The 17,633-nt window shown below is 35.6% G+C and carries 18 protein-coding genes; 7 read left to right on the top strand and 11 right to left on the bottom strand.

Annotated elements, in window-relative coordinates:
- Window positions 1-2 precede the first annotated feature (2 nt).
- From coaE to D1093_RS01360, 4 genes are read right to left on the bottom strand one after another with little or no spacing between them, the layout of a single operon-like run.
- Entirely contained in the window at window positions 3-590 is a 588-nt protein-coding gene (coaE, locus tag D1093_RS01375; protein ID WP_120100159.1) for a dephospho-CoA kinase, read from the bottom strand.
- Window positions 587-1,459, bottom strand: a complete 873-nt coding sequence (locus D1093_RS01370; protein WP_120100158.1) for a shikimate dehydrogenase — start codon at window positions 1,457-1,459, stop codon at window positions 587-589. Before D1093_RS01370 ends, coaE begins: the two co-directional genes overlap by 4 nt.
- Window positions 1,452-2,048, bottom strand: a complete 597-nt coding sequence (locus tag D1093_RS01365; RefSeq protein ID WP_120100156.1) for a Maf family nucleotide pyrophosphatase — start codon at window positions 2,046-2,048, stop codon at window positions 1,452-1,454. Before D1093_RS01365 ends, D1093_RS01370 begins: the two co-directional genes overlap by 8 nt.
- A 12-nt stretch (window positions 2,049-2,060) precedes the next feature.
- Window positions 2,061-2,885, bottom strand: a complete 825-nt coding sequence (locus tag D1093_RS01360) for a pyruvate, water dikinase regulatory protein (RefSeq protein ID WP_120100154.1) — start codon at window positions 2,883-2,885, stop codon at window positions 2,061-2,063.
- A gap of 557 nt (window positions 2,886-3,442) precedes the next feature.
- Here D1093_RS01360 and rho point away from each other — a divergent pair.
- The 6 genes from rho (at window position 3,443) to D1093_RS01330 (ending at window position 10,410) form a co-directional block, all read left to right on the top strand.
- Complete coding sequence (gene rho, locus D1093_RS01355) at window positions 3,443-4,708, top strand: transcription termination factor Rho (protein ID WP_005774324.1); 1,266 nt, start codon at window positions 3,443-3,445, stop codon at window positions 4,706-4,708.
- 31 nt (window positions 4,709-4,739) lie between these two features.
- The gene (gene mnmE, locus D1093_RS01350; protein WP_120100152.1) at window positions 4,740-6,047 is read left to right on the top strand and encodes a tRNA uridine-5-carboxymethylaminomethyl(34) synthesis GTPase MnmE; all 1,308 of its coding nucleotides are present in this window, start codon (window positions 4,740-4,742) and stop codon (window positions 6,045-6,047) included.
- 107 nt (window positions 6,048-6,154) lie between these two features.
- Window positions 6,155-8,023: a tRNA uridine-5-carboxymethylaminomethyl(34) synthesis enzyme MnmG gene (mnmG, locus tag D1093_RS01345; RefSeq protein WP_120100151.1), complete on the top strand. Its 1,869-nt coding sequence runs from the start codon at window positions 6,155-6,157 to the stop codon at window positions 8,021-8,023.
- The gene (gene rsmG / locus D1093_RS01340) at window positions 8,023-8,664 is read left to right on the top strand and encodes a 16S rRNA (guanine(527)-N(7))-methyltransferase RsmG (RefSeq protein ID WP_120100149.1); all 642 of its coding nucleotides are present in this window, start codon (window positions 8,023-8,025) and stop codon (window positions 8,662-8,664) included. Before mnmG ends, rsmG begins: the two co-directional genes overlap by 1 nt.
- A gap of 13 nt (window positions 8,665-8,677) precedes the next feature.
- Window positions 8,678-9,475 (top strand): ParA family protein, encoded by a 798-nt coding sequence (locus D1093_RS01335; RefSeq protein ID WP_012232630.1) that lies wholly within the window; start codon window positions 8,678-8,680, stop codon window positions 9,473-9,475.
- A 38-nt stretch (window positions 9,476-9,513) separates the two neighbouring features.
- Window positions 9,514-10,410 carry a ParB/RepB/Spo0J family partition protein gene (locus tag D1093_RS01330; RefSeq protein ID WP_120100147.1) on the top strand — a complete coding sequence of 299 codons (897 nt, stop codon included), beginning with the start codon at window positions 9,514-9,516 and terminating at the stop codon, window positions 10,408-10,410.
- A 23-nt stretch (window positions 10,411-10,433) separates the two neighbouring features.
- Here D1093_RS01330 and D1093_RS01325 read toward each other — a convergent pair whose 3' ends face one another.
- From D1093_RS01325 to dapF, 7 genes are all read right to left on the bottom strand, one after another.
- Window positions 10,434-10,901, bottom strand: a complete 468-nt coding sequence (locus tag D1093_RS01325) for a hypothetical protein (RefSeq protein WP_120100145.1) — start codon at window positions 10,899-10,901, stop codon at window positions 10,434-10,436.
- A gap of 535 nt (window positions 10,902-11,436) precedes the next feature.
- Window positions 11,437-11,976 carry a hypothetical protein gene (locus tag D1093_RS01320; RefSeq protein WP_244614012.1) on the bottom strand — a complete coding sequence of 180 codons (540 nt, stop codon included), beginning with the start codon at window positions 11,974-11,976 and terminating at the stop codon, window positions 11,437-11,439.
- A complete protein-coding gene (gloB, locus tag D1093_RS01315; protein ID WP_120100143.1) occupies window positions 11,930-12,691 on the bottom strand; it encodes a hydroxyacylglutathione hydrolase in 762 nt (253 codons plus the stop codon). Before gloB ends, D1093_RS01320 begins: the two co-directional genes overlap by 47 nt.
- A 69-nt stretch (window positions 12,692-12,760) precedes the next feature.
- Entirely contained in the window at window positions 12,761-13,447 is a 687-nt protein-coding gene (locus D1093_RS01310; protein ID WP_120100141.1) for a septation protein A, read from the bottom strand.
- Window positions 13,444-14,700 carry a signal recognition particle-docking protein FtsY gene (gene ftsY, locus D1093_RS01305; RefSeq protein ID WP_120100139.1) on the bottom strand — a complete coding sequence of 419 codons (1,257 nt, stop codon included), beginning with the start codon at window positions 14,698-14,700 and terminating at the stop codon, window positions 13,444-13,446. Before ftsY ends, D1093_RS01310 begins: the two co-directional genes overlap by 4 nt.
- Window positions 14,701-14,714: 14 nt before the next feature.
- Window positions 14,715-15,998, bottom strand: coding sequence for a tRNA (N(6)-L-threonylcarbamoyladenosine(37)-C(2))-methylthiotransferase MtaB (gene mtaB, locus D1093_RS01300; protein ID WP_120100137.1), 1,284 nt, complete (start codon window positions 15,996-15,998; stop codon window positions 14,715-14,717).
- Complete coding sequence (gene dapF, locus D1093_RS01295; RefSeq protein ID WP_120100135.1) at window positions 15,998-16,849, bottom strand: diaminopimelate epimerase; 852 nt, start codon at window positions 16,847-16,849, stop codon at window positions 15,998-16,000. The genes mtaB and dapF overlap by 1 nt, the downstream gene beginning before the upstream one ends.
- Window positions 16,850-17,072: 223 nt before the next feature.
- Between dapF and D1093_RS01290 the strand changes: the two genes are divergently transcribed.
- Window positions 17,073-17,618 carry an AprI/Inh family metalloprotease inhibitor gene (locus D1093_RS01290; RefSeq protein ID WP_120100133.1) on the top strand — a complete coding sequence of 182 codons (546 nt, stop codon included), beginning with the start codon at window positions 17,073-17,075 and terminating at the stop codon, window positions 17,616-17,618.
- The last annotated feature ends 15 nt before the right edge of the window (window positions 17,619-17,633 follow it).

The raw sequence follows: 17,633 nt of genomic DNA, 5'->3' as shown, positions 1-17,633 counted from the left end.
CTTCAATTCTTTAGCAATTTTTTTATCACATCAAAAACCTGTTGACGTGTATTCTCTAAATCTTTCCCTGTATCAATAATAAAATCAGCACGTTCTCGTTTTTTTTCATCTGGCATTTGCCTCGCATTGATAAAGGCAAATTTTTTCTCATTCATCCCTTGACGAATCATCACACGCTCTTTTTGTATTTCTGGTGGAGCAGAAACAACAATAACGCTATCTACACGACTTTCACCATTTTTTTCAAACAGAAGTGGAATATCAAGAATAACTAATTTTTCCCCATGGTGGCGCGCTGTATCAATAAATTCTTTTTCTTTTTTTTGCACCAAAGGATGAATTATTTTTTCTAATGTTTGTAATTTTTCCTTATCATCAATCAAAATTTCAGAAAGTTTCAAACGATTAACTTCACCATTTTCAACAACACCAGGAAAAATACGCTCTATGCGCGACACAGCTGGCTCACTTTTATAAAGCTTTTGTACCGCCTCATCAGCACTAAAAACAGAAATACCCGCTTGCTTGAAAAAATCAGCAACTGTCGATTTTCCCATAGCAATTGATCCCGTCAAACCTATGATCTTCATTCTCTCTCTTCACTCATATCCTCTAAAATAGCTGCCCGTAAGGCTTTTGTTACCTGTGGTCTTATTCCAAACCACCGTTCAAAACCTATAACAGCCTGATGGAGAAGCATCCCAAACCCATCAACAGTCTTTAGACCACAAACTTCTGCCTGTTGTAAAAAAGGAGTTATCAAAGGTGTATAAACAATATCTGTTACTAATGCTGTCTTTTTTGCTTTATGAAAATCACAAAAAAAAGAATCATTTTTTTCTTCTGGATTTTTTATGCCTATGGACGTCGTATTAACAATCAAATCAGCTTTATAAAGTATTTCATGAATTTTATGCCAATCGTAGACTTTAATGGGTTTTCCAAAATGTTGGGCTAAATTATCAGCGCGTTGTTTTGTACGGTTAACTAAATAAATCTGTTCAAATCCGCGTTCTTTTAAAGCATAGAGGATAGCGCGTGCAGCGCCACCTGCCCCAAAAACAAGAGCTGTTTCCCCTCCCCAATCAGATGCAAAATCATCAAGATTAGCGCTAAAACCATAGGCATCACTATTTGTGGCACAAAGTTTATCTCCTTCATACCAAAGTGTATTAGCCGCACCAATTATTGTTGCTCTCTCATCTTTATAATCTGCTAAACGAAAGGCTTCCTGTTTATGAGGTAGAGTAACATTTCCTCCACAAAAGCCTATTTTTTGTAAAGAAATAATAAAATGGTTGAATTCTTCAGAAGTCACTTCCTGTGCAAGATATTCACCTTGTAAACCATATTGCTTAAGCCAAAAATTATGAATTCTTGGCGATTTTGAATGATGAATAGGAAAACCAACAACAAAAGCGCGGGGGTATTTCGTTTTTTCTATTGTTAAATCAACCATCAATAACCCCTAAATGACGTAATTTTACGAGTAGAGGGAGCAAAGGTAAACCAACAATAGTAAAAAAATCTCCATCAATTTTTTCAAAGAGGTGGATCCCTTCCCCTTCAATTTGATAGACTCCCACACTGTTTAAAACATCTTTTCCTACACGTGCTAAATAACATTCAATAAATTTTGATGAGAGTAAACGTACGGACATATGTGCGCTAAAAGCCTCAACCCAAATTTTTTGACCATTTTTAAATAAAGCTACCGCACTATGAAGAGAATGTGTTTTTCCTGATAATTTGCATAAACGTTGGTGTGCTTCCTTAATATTTGTTGCTTTATGAAAAACTTGACCTTCTAAATCAAGCACTTGATCGCAACCAATAACGAAAGCATCAGGAAAACGATCTGAAACATTTTTTGCTTTTGCACTGGCAAGAAAACAGCTGAGTTCTTTAGGTGTTTTTTCTTTTGCCGTTTTTTCTATTTCTCTTTCATCAAAAGAAGCTCCTTCAATCAAAAAATTTAAACCTGCTTTTTTTAATAATTGTGCGCGATAAAAACTAAGAGATGCTAATATTAATATCTCTGTGTTCATGAGAATTCTCTCTCATTTTCCTTCACGAAATCGTGATAAAAGTTCAAATATTGCCGCTGCAGTTTCTTCAATAGAGCGCCTTGTGACATCAATAATAGGCCAACCAAAACGTTCGCAAATGCGTTTTGCATAGATTAATTCTTCAGCTATGTTAATACGATTTGTATAACTATCAAGAACAAGACCTTCCCCCAAATCACGATTTTGGCGAATATGTGAGATTCTTTCAGCTGAAGCGATTAAACCAACGATTAAAGAATTTTTTGCCTCTAAAAGGGATTCTGGTAAATCAATATTAGGAATAAGAGGAACATTGGCCGTTTTGATCCCCCGATTTGCTAAATAGATACTTGTTGGCGTTTTAGAGGTCCTTGAAATTCCTACAAGAATTACATCCGCTTCAGATAAGCTACTGGAAGACTGCCCGTCATCATGCTCTATCGTAAAATCCAATGCTTCAATACGACGAAAATAATCAGCATTAAGATCATGTTGTGCGCTCGCACGTAAATGAGTTGGCATTCCAAGATAAGACTGAAAAGCATTTAAAACAGGATGTAATATATCAATATAGGGAACTTTTATTTTTTCGCATCTTTTTTGAAGAAGAAGTTTAAGTTCTTCATCAATTATCGTGTAAAGAACAATACCTGGCTCTTGTTGTATTTCATCAAGAGCTTTTTGTAACTGTAATTTGTTACGAATCATAGGATAGATATGTTCTGTTGCCTGACTCATTGTATACTGCGATGCTACAGCTCTTCCAACAGAGATTAGCGTTTCTCCTGTTGCATCAGAAAGCATGTGTAAATGAAAGGATTTTTTTTCTTTTGTCACAAAAATTTTAACTCCTTGTTAAGACATGTGTATATATCTTTAGGCTTTTTTATAAAACTAAAATTTAGGAAAAATCTTCCATTATTATGCACAAATAAATCCCTTGTGATAATTGAACGCTGCTTATGAGAAAAAAGTGGGGATAATATCTTTAAGATAATGTTAATTTTATTCTTTTTATTCTCTCTTTTGTGGATAAAATTGAGAATAAATGAAGTGTAAATAATAATTCACACTAAACACAGTTTTAAATAAGAAGAATCCTTTCTTTAATATAAATTTATTAATAAAAAGCTTTGGAAAAAATACTCTTGAATGGAATTTCATTAATGCTCTAGGTTAAATTCATATTTTTTTTATAAAATAATTAAATACTATTCGGATTTTATATTTTTTATATAATATTCTTAATATTATACGAATAAATTTCATATAAATGGTACTTGCAGATTGAAAAAATTGAGTGTAAAATGCTTTCTTCTTGAGGATATTTAGTTCTATAAAATCTCCATAAATTGTTCAAGGTAATTCTCTCCTTAATTAAAAGAGCATCTTTCATGCAAAAAATGAAACTACAAGAACTTAAAAGCAAAAATCCCGTTGAACTTGTTTCTTTTGCTGAAACATTAGAAGTTGAAAATGCCTCCCTTATGCGCAAACAAGAATTAATGTTTGCAATTTTGAAAAAACTTGCTCTACAAGATGTAGAAATTATAGGAGAAGGTGTTGTTGAAGTTTTACAAGATGGATTTGGATTTTTGCGATCTGCTGATGCTAATTATCTTCCTGGACCTGATGATATCTATCTTTCACCTTCACAAATTCAGTCATTTTCTCTAAAAACAGGCGATACCATTGAAGGTCCTATACGAAGCCCAAAAGAAGGGGAACGTTATTTTGCTCTTCTTAAAATTAATACAATTAATTTCGAAAAACCTGAAAAAATTCGTTATAAAATTCACTTTGATAATCTCACACCTCTTTATTCAAATGAACGCTTCCAAATGGAAATACAAGATCCTACAGAGAAGGATATGTCATCGCGTGTGATTGATCTGATATCTCCCTTGGGAAAAGGACAAAGAGGATTAATTGTCGCACCACCTCGGACAGGAAAGACAGTTCTCCTACAAAATATTGCTCATTCTATTACCACTAATCATCCTGAATGTTATCTTATTGTTCTTTTGATTGATGAACGACCAGAAGAAGTTACAGATATGCAACGTTCAGTAAAAGGAGAGGTCGTTTCTTCTACTTTTGATGAACCTGCAATACGTCACGTACAGGTGGCAGAAATGGTCATTGAAAAAGCTAAACGCCTCGTTGAATATGGACGCGATGTTGTTATTCTTCTTGATTCGATTACACGTCTTGGGCGTGCGTATAATACCGTTGTTCCTTCTTCAGGTAAAGTTTTGACAGGGGGTGTTGATGCAAATGCTTTGCAGCGTCCAAAGCGTTTTTTTGGTGCTGCACGTAATATTGAGGAAGGTGGCTCTTTAACTATTATTGCAACGGCTTTGATTGATACAGGTAGCCGTATGGATGAGGTTATTTTTGAAGAATTTAAAGGAACAGGTAATTCTGAGATCGTTCTTGATCGAAAAGTTGCTGATAAGCGTATTTTCCCTGCTATGGATATTTTAAAGTCAGGAACGCGTAAGGAAGAGCTTTTGGTCGCACGACAAGATTTACACAAAATTTTTGTTCTTCGTCGTATTTTAGCACCTATGAATGTAACAGATGCAATTGAGTTTTTGATTGATAAATTAAAGCAAACAAAAAACAATAGCGAATTTTTTGATTCAATGAATACTTAGAGTCATTAAAGTTTTTATTAGGATAAAACCTGTGGATACAATCTTTGCTGTTTCGAGTGGATTGTTACCTTCAGGGGTTGCAGTCATTCGGCTTTCTGGCCCTCATGTTGTGCATATCGTTAAAACACTGTGCGGTTGTTTACCTAAAGCACGCTTTATGCATTATGGAAATCTCATTGCTCGTGATGGCAGCTTTTTAGATTCTGCTTTAACTGTTTTTTTTCCTGCTCCTCATAGTTTTACGGGAGAAGATTGTGCAGAATTCCATTTACATGGCGGAAAAGCAGTTGTTAATCGTTTTCTCGATGAATTATCGACGTTTTCTGGATGCCGTATTGCAGAAGCGGGTGAATTTTCACGTCGTGCATTTATGGAGGGAAAATTAGACCTTGTTCAAGCGGAAGGTCTTGCTGATTTAATAGAAGCAGAAACAGAAAGTCAACGGCGTTTAGCAGTTATGGGGACAAGTGGACATTTAACAACACTTTATCGTGATTGGCGTCATAAGCTTATGAAGGTGCGTGCTTTTATTGAAGCAGAACTTGATTTTGCTGATGAAGAAGATATTCCTGATGCAATATCTGATAAAATTTGGAAAGATGTGGAAGATCTTTGTACTTCTCTTCGAGAACATATTCGTGAAGGAGAACGTGCGAGTATTTTACGTGATGGATTAAAAATTGTTATTGCGGGGGCTCCTAATTCTGGGAAATCAAGCATTATGAATCGTCTTGCAGGAAGATCTGTTGCTATCGTGACGGAAGAAGCTGGAACGACTCGTGATGCTTTAGAAATGAGACTTGTTCTTGGTGGTTTACCTATTTTTTTAACGGATACTGCTGGTTTTAGAAAAACAGAAAATAAAATAGAACAATTGGGAATAGAAGTTGCTAAACAGCATGTGAGAGAAGCTGATTTGGTTATTTTAGTTTATGATATTGTAAATCCTAAGCAAGTTGATTTACCAGAAACATCGGCTGAAATATGGTGTGTTGGTAATAAGCTTGATCTTTATGAGAAAAATGATCCGTGCTGGTCTATACAATTTTCTGCATTAACTGGTTTAAATTTTGATTGTTTTATCAAAGAACTTGAATCATTTTGTCATCATCGTGCTTCTGAAGTTGGGAATCTTGTTCCAGCTCGTAAAAGACAACTTCAATTATTAAAGGAAGCTGTTAAGGAGATTGAAAATTCTCTTAATTATCATTCTCTTGATCTCAGTTTACGTGCAGAACATCTCCGTCGTGCAAGTGATTTTCTTGGAAAAATTATGGGAGATATTGATGTTGAAGATTTGCTTGATATTATTTTTTCAGAGTTTTGTGTTGGTAAATAATGATTCACGTGAAACATTGATTATTTCATAGACAGATTTAAAAGATTATGTAATTTATATCTTGTTTCACGTGAAACCTTAGAACTATTCTCTATGGAATGAATTAAATGCAATCATATGATGTTATCATTGTTGGTGGTGGTCATGCGGGCTGTGAAGCAGCTTCAGCTTCAGCACGTGTAGGTGCACAAACAGCACTTGTGACACATAAAATATCAGCACTGGGAACAATGTCCTGTAATCCTGCTATTGGGGGTCTTGGAAAAGGGCATTTAGTACGTGAAATAGATGCGTTAGATGGTCTCATGGGAAGAGCAGCAGATGCTGCTGGAATTCAGTTTAGACTCCTTAATCGACGTAAGGGACCAGCAGTGAGAGGACCACGGACACAAGCAGATAGACAACTCTATAAAGAAGCAATTCAAAAATTTTTAAAAGAACAAGAAAATCTGACACTCGTTGAAGATGAAGTTATTGATCTGATTGTTAAAGATCATTGTGTATCAGGTGTTATTTTAAAAAAACAAGGAACAATTTTTTCTGGTGCTGTTGTTTTAACAACAGGGACATTTTTAAATGGTTTTATTCATATAGGTGATAAAACATGGGCTGCTGGCCGTATGGGAGATCCAGCAAGTGTGCAACTTGCTGAACGTTTAAAAAATTATAATATAAAACTTGGTCGATTAAAAACTGGAACCCCTGCTCGTTTGAGTAAAAAAACAATAGATTGGGATCGTCTTTCAAAACAACAAGCAGATGAAAATCCCGTTCCTTTTTCTTTTTTAACAGAGAAAATTGAACAGCCACAAATTGAATGTGCAATAACACGTACGAATGCGCAAACACACCAAATTATTCGTGATAATATCCATCGTTCTGCTTTATATTCTGGAAATATTGAAGGATTAGGACCTCGTTATTGTCCTTCAGTTGAAGATAAAATTGTTAAATTTGGGGAACGTGATGGACATCAGATTTTCCTGGAACCAGAAGGATTAAATGATGATACGGTTTATCCAAATGGTCTTTCTACTTCTCTTCCTGAAGATGTACAAATTTCCTTCTTGAAAACCATTGAAGGATTGGAAAATGCTACAGTTTTACAGCCCGGTTATGCTATTGAGTATGATTTTGTTAATCCACAACAATTAACAAAAAGCTTAGAATTACGCTCTTTACCAGGATTGTTTTTAGCGGGACAAATTAATGGTACAACAGGGTATGAGGAAGCTGCAGCACAAGGACTTTTAGCGGGATTGAATGCGGCACGTAAAGTAGGTAAATTAGATGAAATATTTATAAGTCGTTCTACCGCTTATATTGGTGTTATGGTTGATGATTTGGTTTCACGTGGGGTTTGTGAACCTTATAGGATGTTTACATCACGTTCTGAATTTCGTTTGTCTTTACGATCTGATAATGCTGATACGCGTTTAACACCTTTGGCACAAGAATGGGGGATTGTCAGTAAAGTACGTTGGGATTGTTATCAGAAAAAACAACAACGGCTTGATCAAGCACGATCAATATGCAAAAATCTCTTTTTAACACCTAATGAAGCTTCTGCTCATGGATTACACGTGAATCATGATGGAATTCGGCGTTCGGCTTATGATTTTCTCGCTTATCCTCATATGACTTTAGAGCGTCTTTCACATTTTTGGCCACAATTACAAGCCATTGATTCTAAAACGGTAGAATCTTTAGAAATTGAAGCACAATATGCGGTTTATTTAGATAAACAAGCACAAGATATTGCCTCTCTTCAAAGAGATGAGCGTTTGGAAATTCCTTCATCTCTTGATATTCAGGCAATTTCAGGTCTTTCAAACGAACTTAAATCAAAAATTCAAGAAGTGTCTCCGCGTTCAATTGCTGATGCACAAAAAATTGATGGTATGACACCCGCCGCGTTATCACTTATTATTACATATATTCAACGTCAACGACGTGAAAAGGCTAAAACAGCTTAATGGATTCTTCTATAGAACAAAAATATAAGCAACTATTAGATATTGTTCCTTCTGTTTCACGTGAAACGATGGAAAATTTAATTCAGTTTGAGTCTTTAATACTTCAATGGAATGCGCACATTAATTTGATATCTGCTGCAACAATACCAGATCTATGGACACGGCATATTTTAGATTCAGCACAAATTTTTCCTTTGTATCCTCATTCTTTACAGTGGTGTGATCTAGGATCAGGAGGAGGTTTTCCCGCAATTGTGATTGCTATCTTTCTGAAAGAAAAAGGAACAGGGCACATTAATCTTGTTGAAAGTAATGGAAAAAAAGTTGCTTTTTTGCGAACAGTTATTGCTCAACTTAATCTTCCTGCAACCGTTTATCATGCTAGAATTGAAGATATCTATCAAAAAATTCCCATATCTGATATTATAACGGCACGGGGATTAGCGCCGCTCAATGAGCTTTTACAGCTTATTTTTCCTTTATTAACAGAAAAAACAATCGCTCTTTTGCAAAAAGGTCGGGATTACGCTACAGAAGTAAAAAATGCCTCTGCCAATTGGCACTTTGATCTGTTAAAACATACAAGTAAAATTGATGAAAATTCTGTTATTTTGGAAATTTCTCATATTCGATCATATTAGAGGGTAAAGCAAAATGAGCGAAACACGAATTATCGCTATTGCAAACCAAAAGGGTGGAGTGGGAAAAACAACCACAGCAATTAATCTTGCAACAGCTTTAGCAGCCATTGGTGAAAATGTCCTTATTATGGATGTTGATCCACAAGGTAATGCAAGTACAGGCTTAGGAATTGATCGTAATAGCCGACCTTTATCGTCTTATGATGTTTTGGTTTCAGGCGTTTCGATTACACAAGCAGCTTTAAAAACAGCCGTACCTAATCTTCATATTGTTCCTTCTACACTTGATCTTTTAGGAGTGGAGATGGAAATTTCCTCATCACAAGATCGTATCCAACGCTTACGTAAAGCTCTCTATGATGATCCGGAAATGGAAAAAAAGTTCAATTATATTTTAATTGATTGTCCACCATCACTTAATCTTCTTACATTGAATGCCATGGGGGCTGCAGATTCTGTTTTGGTACCTATGCAATGCGAATTTTTAGCGCTTGAAGGTTTAAGTCAATTGCTTGAAACAGTAAAACAAGTACGGTCCGTTCTTAATCCATCTTTAGAAATCCAAGGTATCGTTCTAACAATGTATGATGGACGGAATAATCTTTCAAATCAAGTTGTTGAAGATGTACGTTCTTTTATGGGAGATAAAGTTTATCGTACTGTTATTCCACGAAATGTAAGAGTATCAGAAGCACCCTCTTTTGGTAAGCCTGTGTTGCTTTATGATCTCAAATGTGCTGGGAGCCAAGCTTATTTGCGTCTAGCATCAGAAATGATTCAACGTGAAAAACAAGCACGCGCTGCTGCTTAGAAATATAAAAAATATTTAAAAGTTCAAAGAGAAAAATTATGAATGATGATCTCTCAAAAAAAAGACTAGGACGTGGATTAGCAGCATTGATTGGAGATATCAATTTAAACAATAATCTTGCACGTTCATCAAGTTTTGATAAATTGACGGAATCCGGTAGCATTTCCGAACGATTTGTTTCTCTTGAAGCTATTTCATGTAATCCTCATAATCCGCGGCGTCATTTTACTGAAATAGAGCTTGATAATTTGGCACAATCAATTCGTCAGCACGGTGTGGTTCAGCCTGTTGTTGTAAGACCTTTAAAAGATCATCCTCATCGGTTCGAATTGATCGCAGGTGAACGGCGCTGGCGTGCAGCAAAACGTGCAAATTTAAGTCAATTACCCGTTATTATTCGTGATGTGGATGATAAAACCGCTTTGGAATTGGCTATTATTGAAAATGTTCAGCGGGCTGATCTGAATCCTATCGAAGAAGCAAAGGGATATGAGATGCTGTTGAATGAACATGATTATACACAAGTAGATTTAGCCCAAGTTATTGGAAAAAGTCGTAGCCATGTTGCAAATACACTTCGTTTGTTAAAACTTCCAGAAAAAGTTCAACAATTCTTAATGGATGGACAACTTTCTGCAGGTCATGCTCGTTGTCTTATAACCGTTGATAATCCACAAGATTTAGCTGAAAAAATTATCCGTGAAGGGCTTTCGGTACGTCAAACGGAAATACTTGCATATGAACAGGCTAATCCTAAAACTAAAAAACGTACGACTGTGGAAAAAAATGCAGAAACAAAATCTTTAGAAAAATTACTTGCAGATGTTATTGGAATGAAAGTTATTATTCGTCACGGTAAAAAAGGTGGTGATTTAAAAATACACTATTCTTCATTAGAACAATTAGATGAAATTTGCCGTCGTTTACAAAGTTAATCAATTATTTTTAAAAGATTTTTTTAACAATTTCCTTTTAAAATTTTGATTATTCTATACATATTCTCTTTAGCAAATTCTATATTACTGGAAAGTATAAAATTTTGTTCATAAGTAGAAATTTCTTCATCTGTAATCATATTCAATGTTTCTTGAAGTGTTAGGTGAGCGATGACAAATTCTTTTGGTGTAAAGTTATTTTCTCTTAAAATATTCATGAGTCCTCGTTTACTAGAAATATAAGCGATATATCCTTCAATGTGATCATCATCAGTAATAAGATCACTTTTTGTATTTTCTTTTTGCGGTTCTGGAGGTAGATTTTTACATTCCTTTTCAATTTTCTCCAGCTTTAAAAGAATATCTTCTGTTAAGGGGTAACTTTCAAAAGGAGATGATATAAGAGAAGGATTGTTCGTTTCTTGCTTTTTGTCTTGAGCATGTAATGCAAAAGGAAAAAGGAAAAGAAAGCACAATGCAAATTTAAACATGACTAAAAACTATCCTTTCTTTTGCGAATTTTAATAAGAAACTTTCTGTTTGTTGCTCTTTGTTTTTATAAAAATCATTTGTAAATATAATAGGAATATAAGGTAATTGTTCGGAATGGTGAAAATATGATGACTTTTTGATAGAGACATATCTCTAACGAAGAGTAGAACGCCATTGGATCACTAATTCATGCACTTGTTTTTAAAAGGGCATCTTACGCTTTCAAGTCCAGTTTTGGACGGTGTCCGTGAAATAGTATAAGTAGAGCTCTCTATCTTTATGAATTATGAAAAAGCAAGCCGCATCATCACACATTCTGCCAGTTCTCACTGTACTACAAAGTCCTTGGTACTTAAGACTATTTATCAAAGGTATTTTTATTGTAGAGTTCCACTCCACACGATCCCCTTCACTTGTAACATGTAAGCGGATGTTTTTTATCGATTCAATATATAAAATAGTGAATTATCATTATAAATCAATACATGACTTATTATAGAAATGGATTGTTATTTTTAGATATCTCATAACTTATTAGTTGCTCAAAATGAGTTTTTGACAGTTTCCTAAAAGAGTCGTTATTTTGTAAAAATGTTTTTTAACAAATTCAAGATTTTTTAAAAATACAATATTTTTCTCAGATGAATATTCTTTTTCAGATGCAAATACAAGAAGCATTAACATAACTTCAAGCGTTAAGGTTCCAGAAGAAAAATCTTTTGGTGTGAGGTTATTCTCTTTTAAAATATTCAAGAACTTTGGTTTACTAGAAATATAGGTGGTGTAATTTTCAATACTAGAGAAGATATTAGATTCGTAAGTGTAAGAATTATTTTCTGTTTCTGAAAGAAATTTTTTAAATTCTTTTTCAATTTTTTCTAACTTTACAAGAAGATCTTCTGTTAAGAGATAATTTTTAGTAATGGGTGATATAAGAGGAGGTTTATCCGTTTCTTGTTTTTTTTTTCTTGGGCATATGATAGAAAGGGAAAAAGAAAGAGAAGGAGCAATGCAAGTTTCAACATAATTAAAAATTATCCTTCCTTTTTCGAATTTCAGAAAAAACTTCTTCATCTGTGGCATCATTCATTGAAAGATTTTTTCTGATTGCTGGATCATTCCAGCGAAGAAAGGGGTTTGTTGCTTTTTCTTGCCCTAAAGTGACAGGGAGAGTCATGGCATTTTTTGCGCGTAATGAAAAAACTTCTTCTGCTCTTTGTTGAAGTTTTTGATTATGCGGATCAAGTGTCAATGCGAAAAGAGCATTATTTTTTGTGTACTCGTGTCCACAATAGAGAAGCGTTTCATCAGGAAGCTGACGAAGTTTTTTTAAAGAATTTAGCATTTGTGCAGCTGTTCCTTCAAAGAGACGTCCACAACCAAGTGAAAAAAGCGTATCTCCAGCAAAGAGTAATTTTTTTTCAGGAAAATAGTAGGATAGAGCTCCTAACGTATGGCCAGGTGTTGAGAGAGCTAAGAGCGATTGAAAACCAAAGAGAAGCTTCTCATCAGATTGAAGTGTTTTATCAAGATGGTAAATCTTGTTTTTTTCTGCTGCTGGCCCAACAACTATAGCGTTGTACACTTGTTTTAATTCTGCAAGAGCTTCTACATGATCATGATGATGATGAGTCACAAAAATAGTATGAAGTGTCCAATCACGACGCTTTAAAGCGTTGCGAATTGCTTTGCTTTCAGGAGCATCTATTGCGGCTGTCATACCACTTTTTTCGTCATGAATAAGCACACCAAAATTGTCTTTTCGACAGATAAATTGTTCAATCAGCATGTCTTTTTTCCATGAACAGCATGCAACGATGAAACTGAAAGATAATTTATGATTATGGGTACATTTTGTTTAAGAATCAGAATTCTCCTCTTCTGTAAAAAGTCCTTTTGAATGTTTCATAATGATAGGCATTTGAGTAAGCATGAAAAGGACTGTTATAGGCATAACGCCAAATACTTTGAAATTTGTCCAAAAATTATCGCTAAAATTTCGCCAAATGATTTCATTTAAAAGGGCAAGAAAAACGAAAAAAAATGCCCAACGATAGGTGAGTTTTTGCCAGCCTAAATCATCAAGTTTTAAGGTAGAATCAAGAGCATAACGTAAAAGTGGTTTTTTAAAAAACATTCCACCAAACAGTATACAAGCAAATAAGCTGTTAATGATTGTTGGTTTCATTTTTATGAAAGTTTCATTATGAAGCCAGAGTGTTAGAAAGCCAAAAACAAGAACAAATATTCCTGAAATAAGAGGCATAATAGGAACTTGTCTTGCAAGGACCCATGAGAAGCTTAGAGAAATAATAATTGCTACCATAAAAATAGCTGTTGCAGGGAAAATAGGCTTACTAAAACTTTGAAAAATTTCAATGTTTTTTATCAACCATTCTCCCTTATAATTGGCAAAAAAGAAGGCAACCAATGGTCCCATTTCTAAGAGAAACTTAAGTGTTGGTGAGAGGGGCATTTTTTTATTGTTGTTCATATTTTTCTCAGAATTATTATGTGAATTAGGGTTAGATAAAGGTTGTTTCATGCATGTTTTCCTGCGATAGTTTCGGCAAAGTTAGAAGCAGAAAAGGGTTGAAGATCTTCAATACTTTCTCCTACACCGATAAAATAAACGGGTAATTTATATTTTGCTGCGATAGCAATAAGAATTCCTCCTCGTGCAGTCCCATCAAGTTTTGTCATGACTAAACCATTAACTCCAGCAATATCACGGAAAATATCCACTTGGCTGAGTGCATTTTGTCCGGTGGTGGCATCAAGTGTTTGAAGGATTGTATGGGGCGCTTGGGGAGAGTGCTTTCTTAAAACACGAATAATTTTTGCCAACTCATCCATCAATTCAGATTTATTTTGTAAACGCCCTGCTGTATCAATAATTAATACATCACTGTTTGCTTTTTTTGCCTTCTCGAAAGCATCAAAAGCTAAGCTTGCGGCATCTGCACCCAATTTAGTTGAAATAACAGGAGAATCGGTACGTTTACCCCAAATATGCAATTGTTCAATCGCTGCGGCTCGGAAAGTGTCACCTGCAGCAAGCATAACTTTTAATCCCCCTTCTGTTAATTTGGCGGCAAGTTTTCCAATCGTTGTTGTTTTTCCCGTACCATTTACACCGACCAGTAAAATAACATGAGGCTTATGACTGAGATCAAGCTCTAATGGTATTGCTACAGGCTCTAAAACTTTTTTGATTTCATCAGCAACAATCATATGAATATCATCTGGGGAGAGATCTTTTTCATAACGACTGGAAGCTAAAGTATTTGTGATGCGTGTTGCCGTTTCTACACCAAGGTCAGCTTGAATAAGAATATCTTCGAGCTCTTGCAATGTCTCTTCATCAAGTTTTCTCTTAACAAAGAGGTCGCTAATTGATCCGCTTAGACGTTGTGAAGAAAGGGCTAAACCTTTTTTAAGGCGTCCAAACCACGCTGTCTTTTTTTGTTCAACAGAGGGTTCGGATAAAGTTTCTTCACTCTTTTTTTCATGAATGGTGTTTGTGACAATAATTTTGCTATAAGGAGAAACGTCACCAGAATGGGGGGCTTTATCAGAATGGAATCCTAAAGATGAGGGGAGGTCATCGTGTTTTATAGGTGTTGATTTTTTCCTTTTTGTTTTTTCCTCTTTTTCTACCTCTATAGAGGCTTGGCTGTTTTTTATCCCTTCATTTTCTTCTATTATATCGCTTTTATCAGGAGCGGAAATTTGTTCACTTTCCTGCTCTTTGGATTTGGAATAAGAAAATATTTTTTTAATAAAAGATTTCGTCATAAGAGTTTTCCTGCTCAAGCAGCGTTTAATTTTGGAAGGACAGCAATTAATTTATCGCCATCATGGTCAATGATAAGAGCTTGAACAATTGTTCCTGCTTTTGCACCTTTAATTTGTACAAGAGTATAATCTTCTGTTCGTCCAATTTCGTCTTTTTCAACGAGAATTGTTTGTTGACTGTTTTGTAAATGAGCAAGATGTTTTTGGTAAGCTTCCTCACCTGCTTTACGCAATCTTTCAGCACGCATCTTAACTATTTTACGGTTGACTTGTGGCATCCGTGCGGCAGGTGTACCTTCTCTTGGACTAAAGGGGAAAACATGAAGGTGGGTTAAATGACAATCTTTGATTAAAGCAAGACTGTTTTGAAACATCTCTTCTGTTTCCGTAGGAAAACCAGCAATCAAGTCGGCACCATAAACCATTGTGGGACGTTTGGCACGCAATTCTTGGCAAAATTGAATAGCATGTTCACGCAAATGACGGCGTTTCATCCGTTTTAAAATCATATTATCGCCTGCTTGCAAAGATAAATGCAAATGAGGCATGATCCTTTTTTCATAGGCTAAAAGATTGATGAGTTCTTCGTCTGCTTCAATAGAATCAATAGAAGAGAGGCGTAATCGGGCCAAATCGGGGACATGATGTAAAATGGCCGATGTTAATTTTCCTAGAGTCGCCTTTCCAGGAAGATCGTGACCATAACTTGTAAGGTCAACACCTGTAAGGACAACTTCTTGAATCCCCTCGCCTGTAAGTTTTTTAATTTGCTCTATGACAGCACCCATGGGAACTGAACGAGATGGTCCACGTCCATAAGGAATAATGCAAAATGTACAGCGATGATCGCATCCATTTTGTACCTGTACAAAAGCGCGGGTGCGCTCTTGCATTGCACTGATCATATGGGGAGCAATTTTTTGCACTTCCATGATATTATTAATACGCACCTTTTCGGAATGATTAATACCAAAATCAGGAAGTTGACGATAAGAATGGGCGTGAAGTTTATCTTCGTTCCCTAAAACGAGATCAACTTCTGTCATTGAGGCAAAATTTTGTGCTTCTGTTTGGGCAGCACATCCTGTTACAATAATACGTGCATGAGGATTTTTACGCCGCGCTTTGCGGATAGCTTGTTTTGCTTGTCGTACGGCTTCGGCAGTGACAGCGCAGGTATTAAAAATAATAGCATCATCCTTGAGCTGATCTAACCCTGAAGCAGTGCTTTCTTTGCGAATGATTTCCGATTCGTAGCTATTGAGTCGACAACCGAAAGTTACAATTTCTACTGCCATCAAGAGTGATCCTTTTTATAACACCCTGTTAAAGGATTTAAAAAACCACTAAATTGATATTTTATGGGTCCTGTCATAATAATGTGATTATCTTCTCGGTAAAAAATATTAAGTGTTCCCCCTGGTAAATTTACATCGATATGGCGCTGTGTCAAACCACGTCGATAAGCGGCCACGGCACTGGCACACGCAGCACTCCCACATGCTTGTGTTAATCCTGCTCCTCGCTCCCATGTACGTAAATTTAGACTTTTCTTTGACGTTATGCAAGCAATGGAAATATTGCACCGTTCTGGAAAAAGGGAATCATGTTCAAGTATTGGTCCGTATTTTTCTAATGGAATATGTTGAAGATCATTTTCAACAAAAAAGATAGCGTGGAGATTGCCAATAGAGACAAGACAAGCATCTTTTAGGGGACCAGCTGTAATTTTTACGTGATTGGTATCAACTATTTCACGTGAAACAGGCATCTCTTTTGCATTGAAATTTGGGCATCCCATATCAACAGAAATGAGATTGTCGGCTTGGTATTTTCCTTCGATCACTCCAGCGGGGGTTTCTAAACGAAAACTTTCACCAAAATTGTGGTCTGTGAGCCATGCAATGACACAGCGGGTACCATTACCACAAGCTTTAGCCTTTGAACCATCAGAATTCCATATTTCGATTCGGAAGTCGGCTTTGTTCTGAGTTGGAGTGTGGATAGCCATGATTTGATCAAAATGCATTTCAGGATCTGCCGATAAAGCAAGGATTGCTTGTGGTGTAAGAGCCTGTGTGCTTTCTCGCATATCAGCAACAATAATCTGATTTCCAAGACCATCCATTTTGCTAAATGGCATTTTCATGAAATTTCTCTATTCTAAAGATTACTTATCAAGGGATATATGACTAAAAATCTTATGGATTTCTAGTGTTTAATAAATATAAACTTAAGTACATAAATTATTTTGTTTTAAATAAAGAATTTTAATCCTGTTTTTTTAATTTGTTAATTTATCTTTGTAATTATAAAAAATATTCACTTAATTTTTTGTGAGTTTATTTATTGTCATGGGAGAGAGTACAAAAATGTCGTTTTCAAAAAATTCATTTTTCGTTGCAATGTCAACTGTAATGCTTTTAGGGGGATGTTCAATAACGCGGTTTGACAGTAATGATAATAGTAACGCATTAGAAGTTTTTTATCCATCTCAACAAATGACAACCCTAGAAGTATCTGATTTATCGTCTGCTTCTTCGTCGGTATCTGAAGCTGCAAACGCTTCGATGTATGAGAAAGGAGATTCTCAGAGCGATGGACGAATGGCTAGTCTCGAATTACCAAGTAATGCCACTGATTTGTTTCCTGCAAGTATTGCTGGGGTATGGAATCTTTCTATGGGGGGTAAAGTTTGTCGGATTGCAACGCCACAAACAAAGTTTGGACAAGGGTACCGAGCTGGTCCTTTACACTGTCCAGGAATTGTTTCCCAAGTAAGATCGTGGGCTGTTAAAGGAAAAAGATTATATTTTTATAATAATTATGGACGTGTTATCGTTGCTCTTTATTCTTCAAATGTTGATCGTTTTGAGGGTCGTACACTTGATGATCATCCCGTTGTTTTAAGACGTTAAATCATTTTTGACCGT

The organism is Bartonella kosoyi (genome assembly GCF_003606325.2).
GTDB lineage: Bacteria > Pseudomonadota > Alphaproteobacteria > Rhizobiales > Rhizobiaceae > Bartonella > Bartonella kosoyi.
This window is presented reverse-complemented; position numbering and strand designations above follow the sequence as displayed.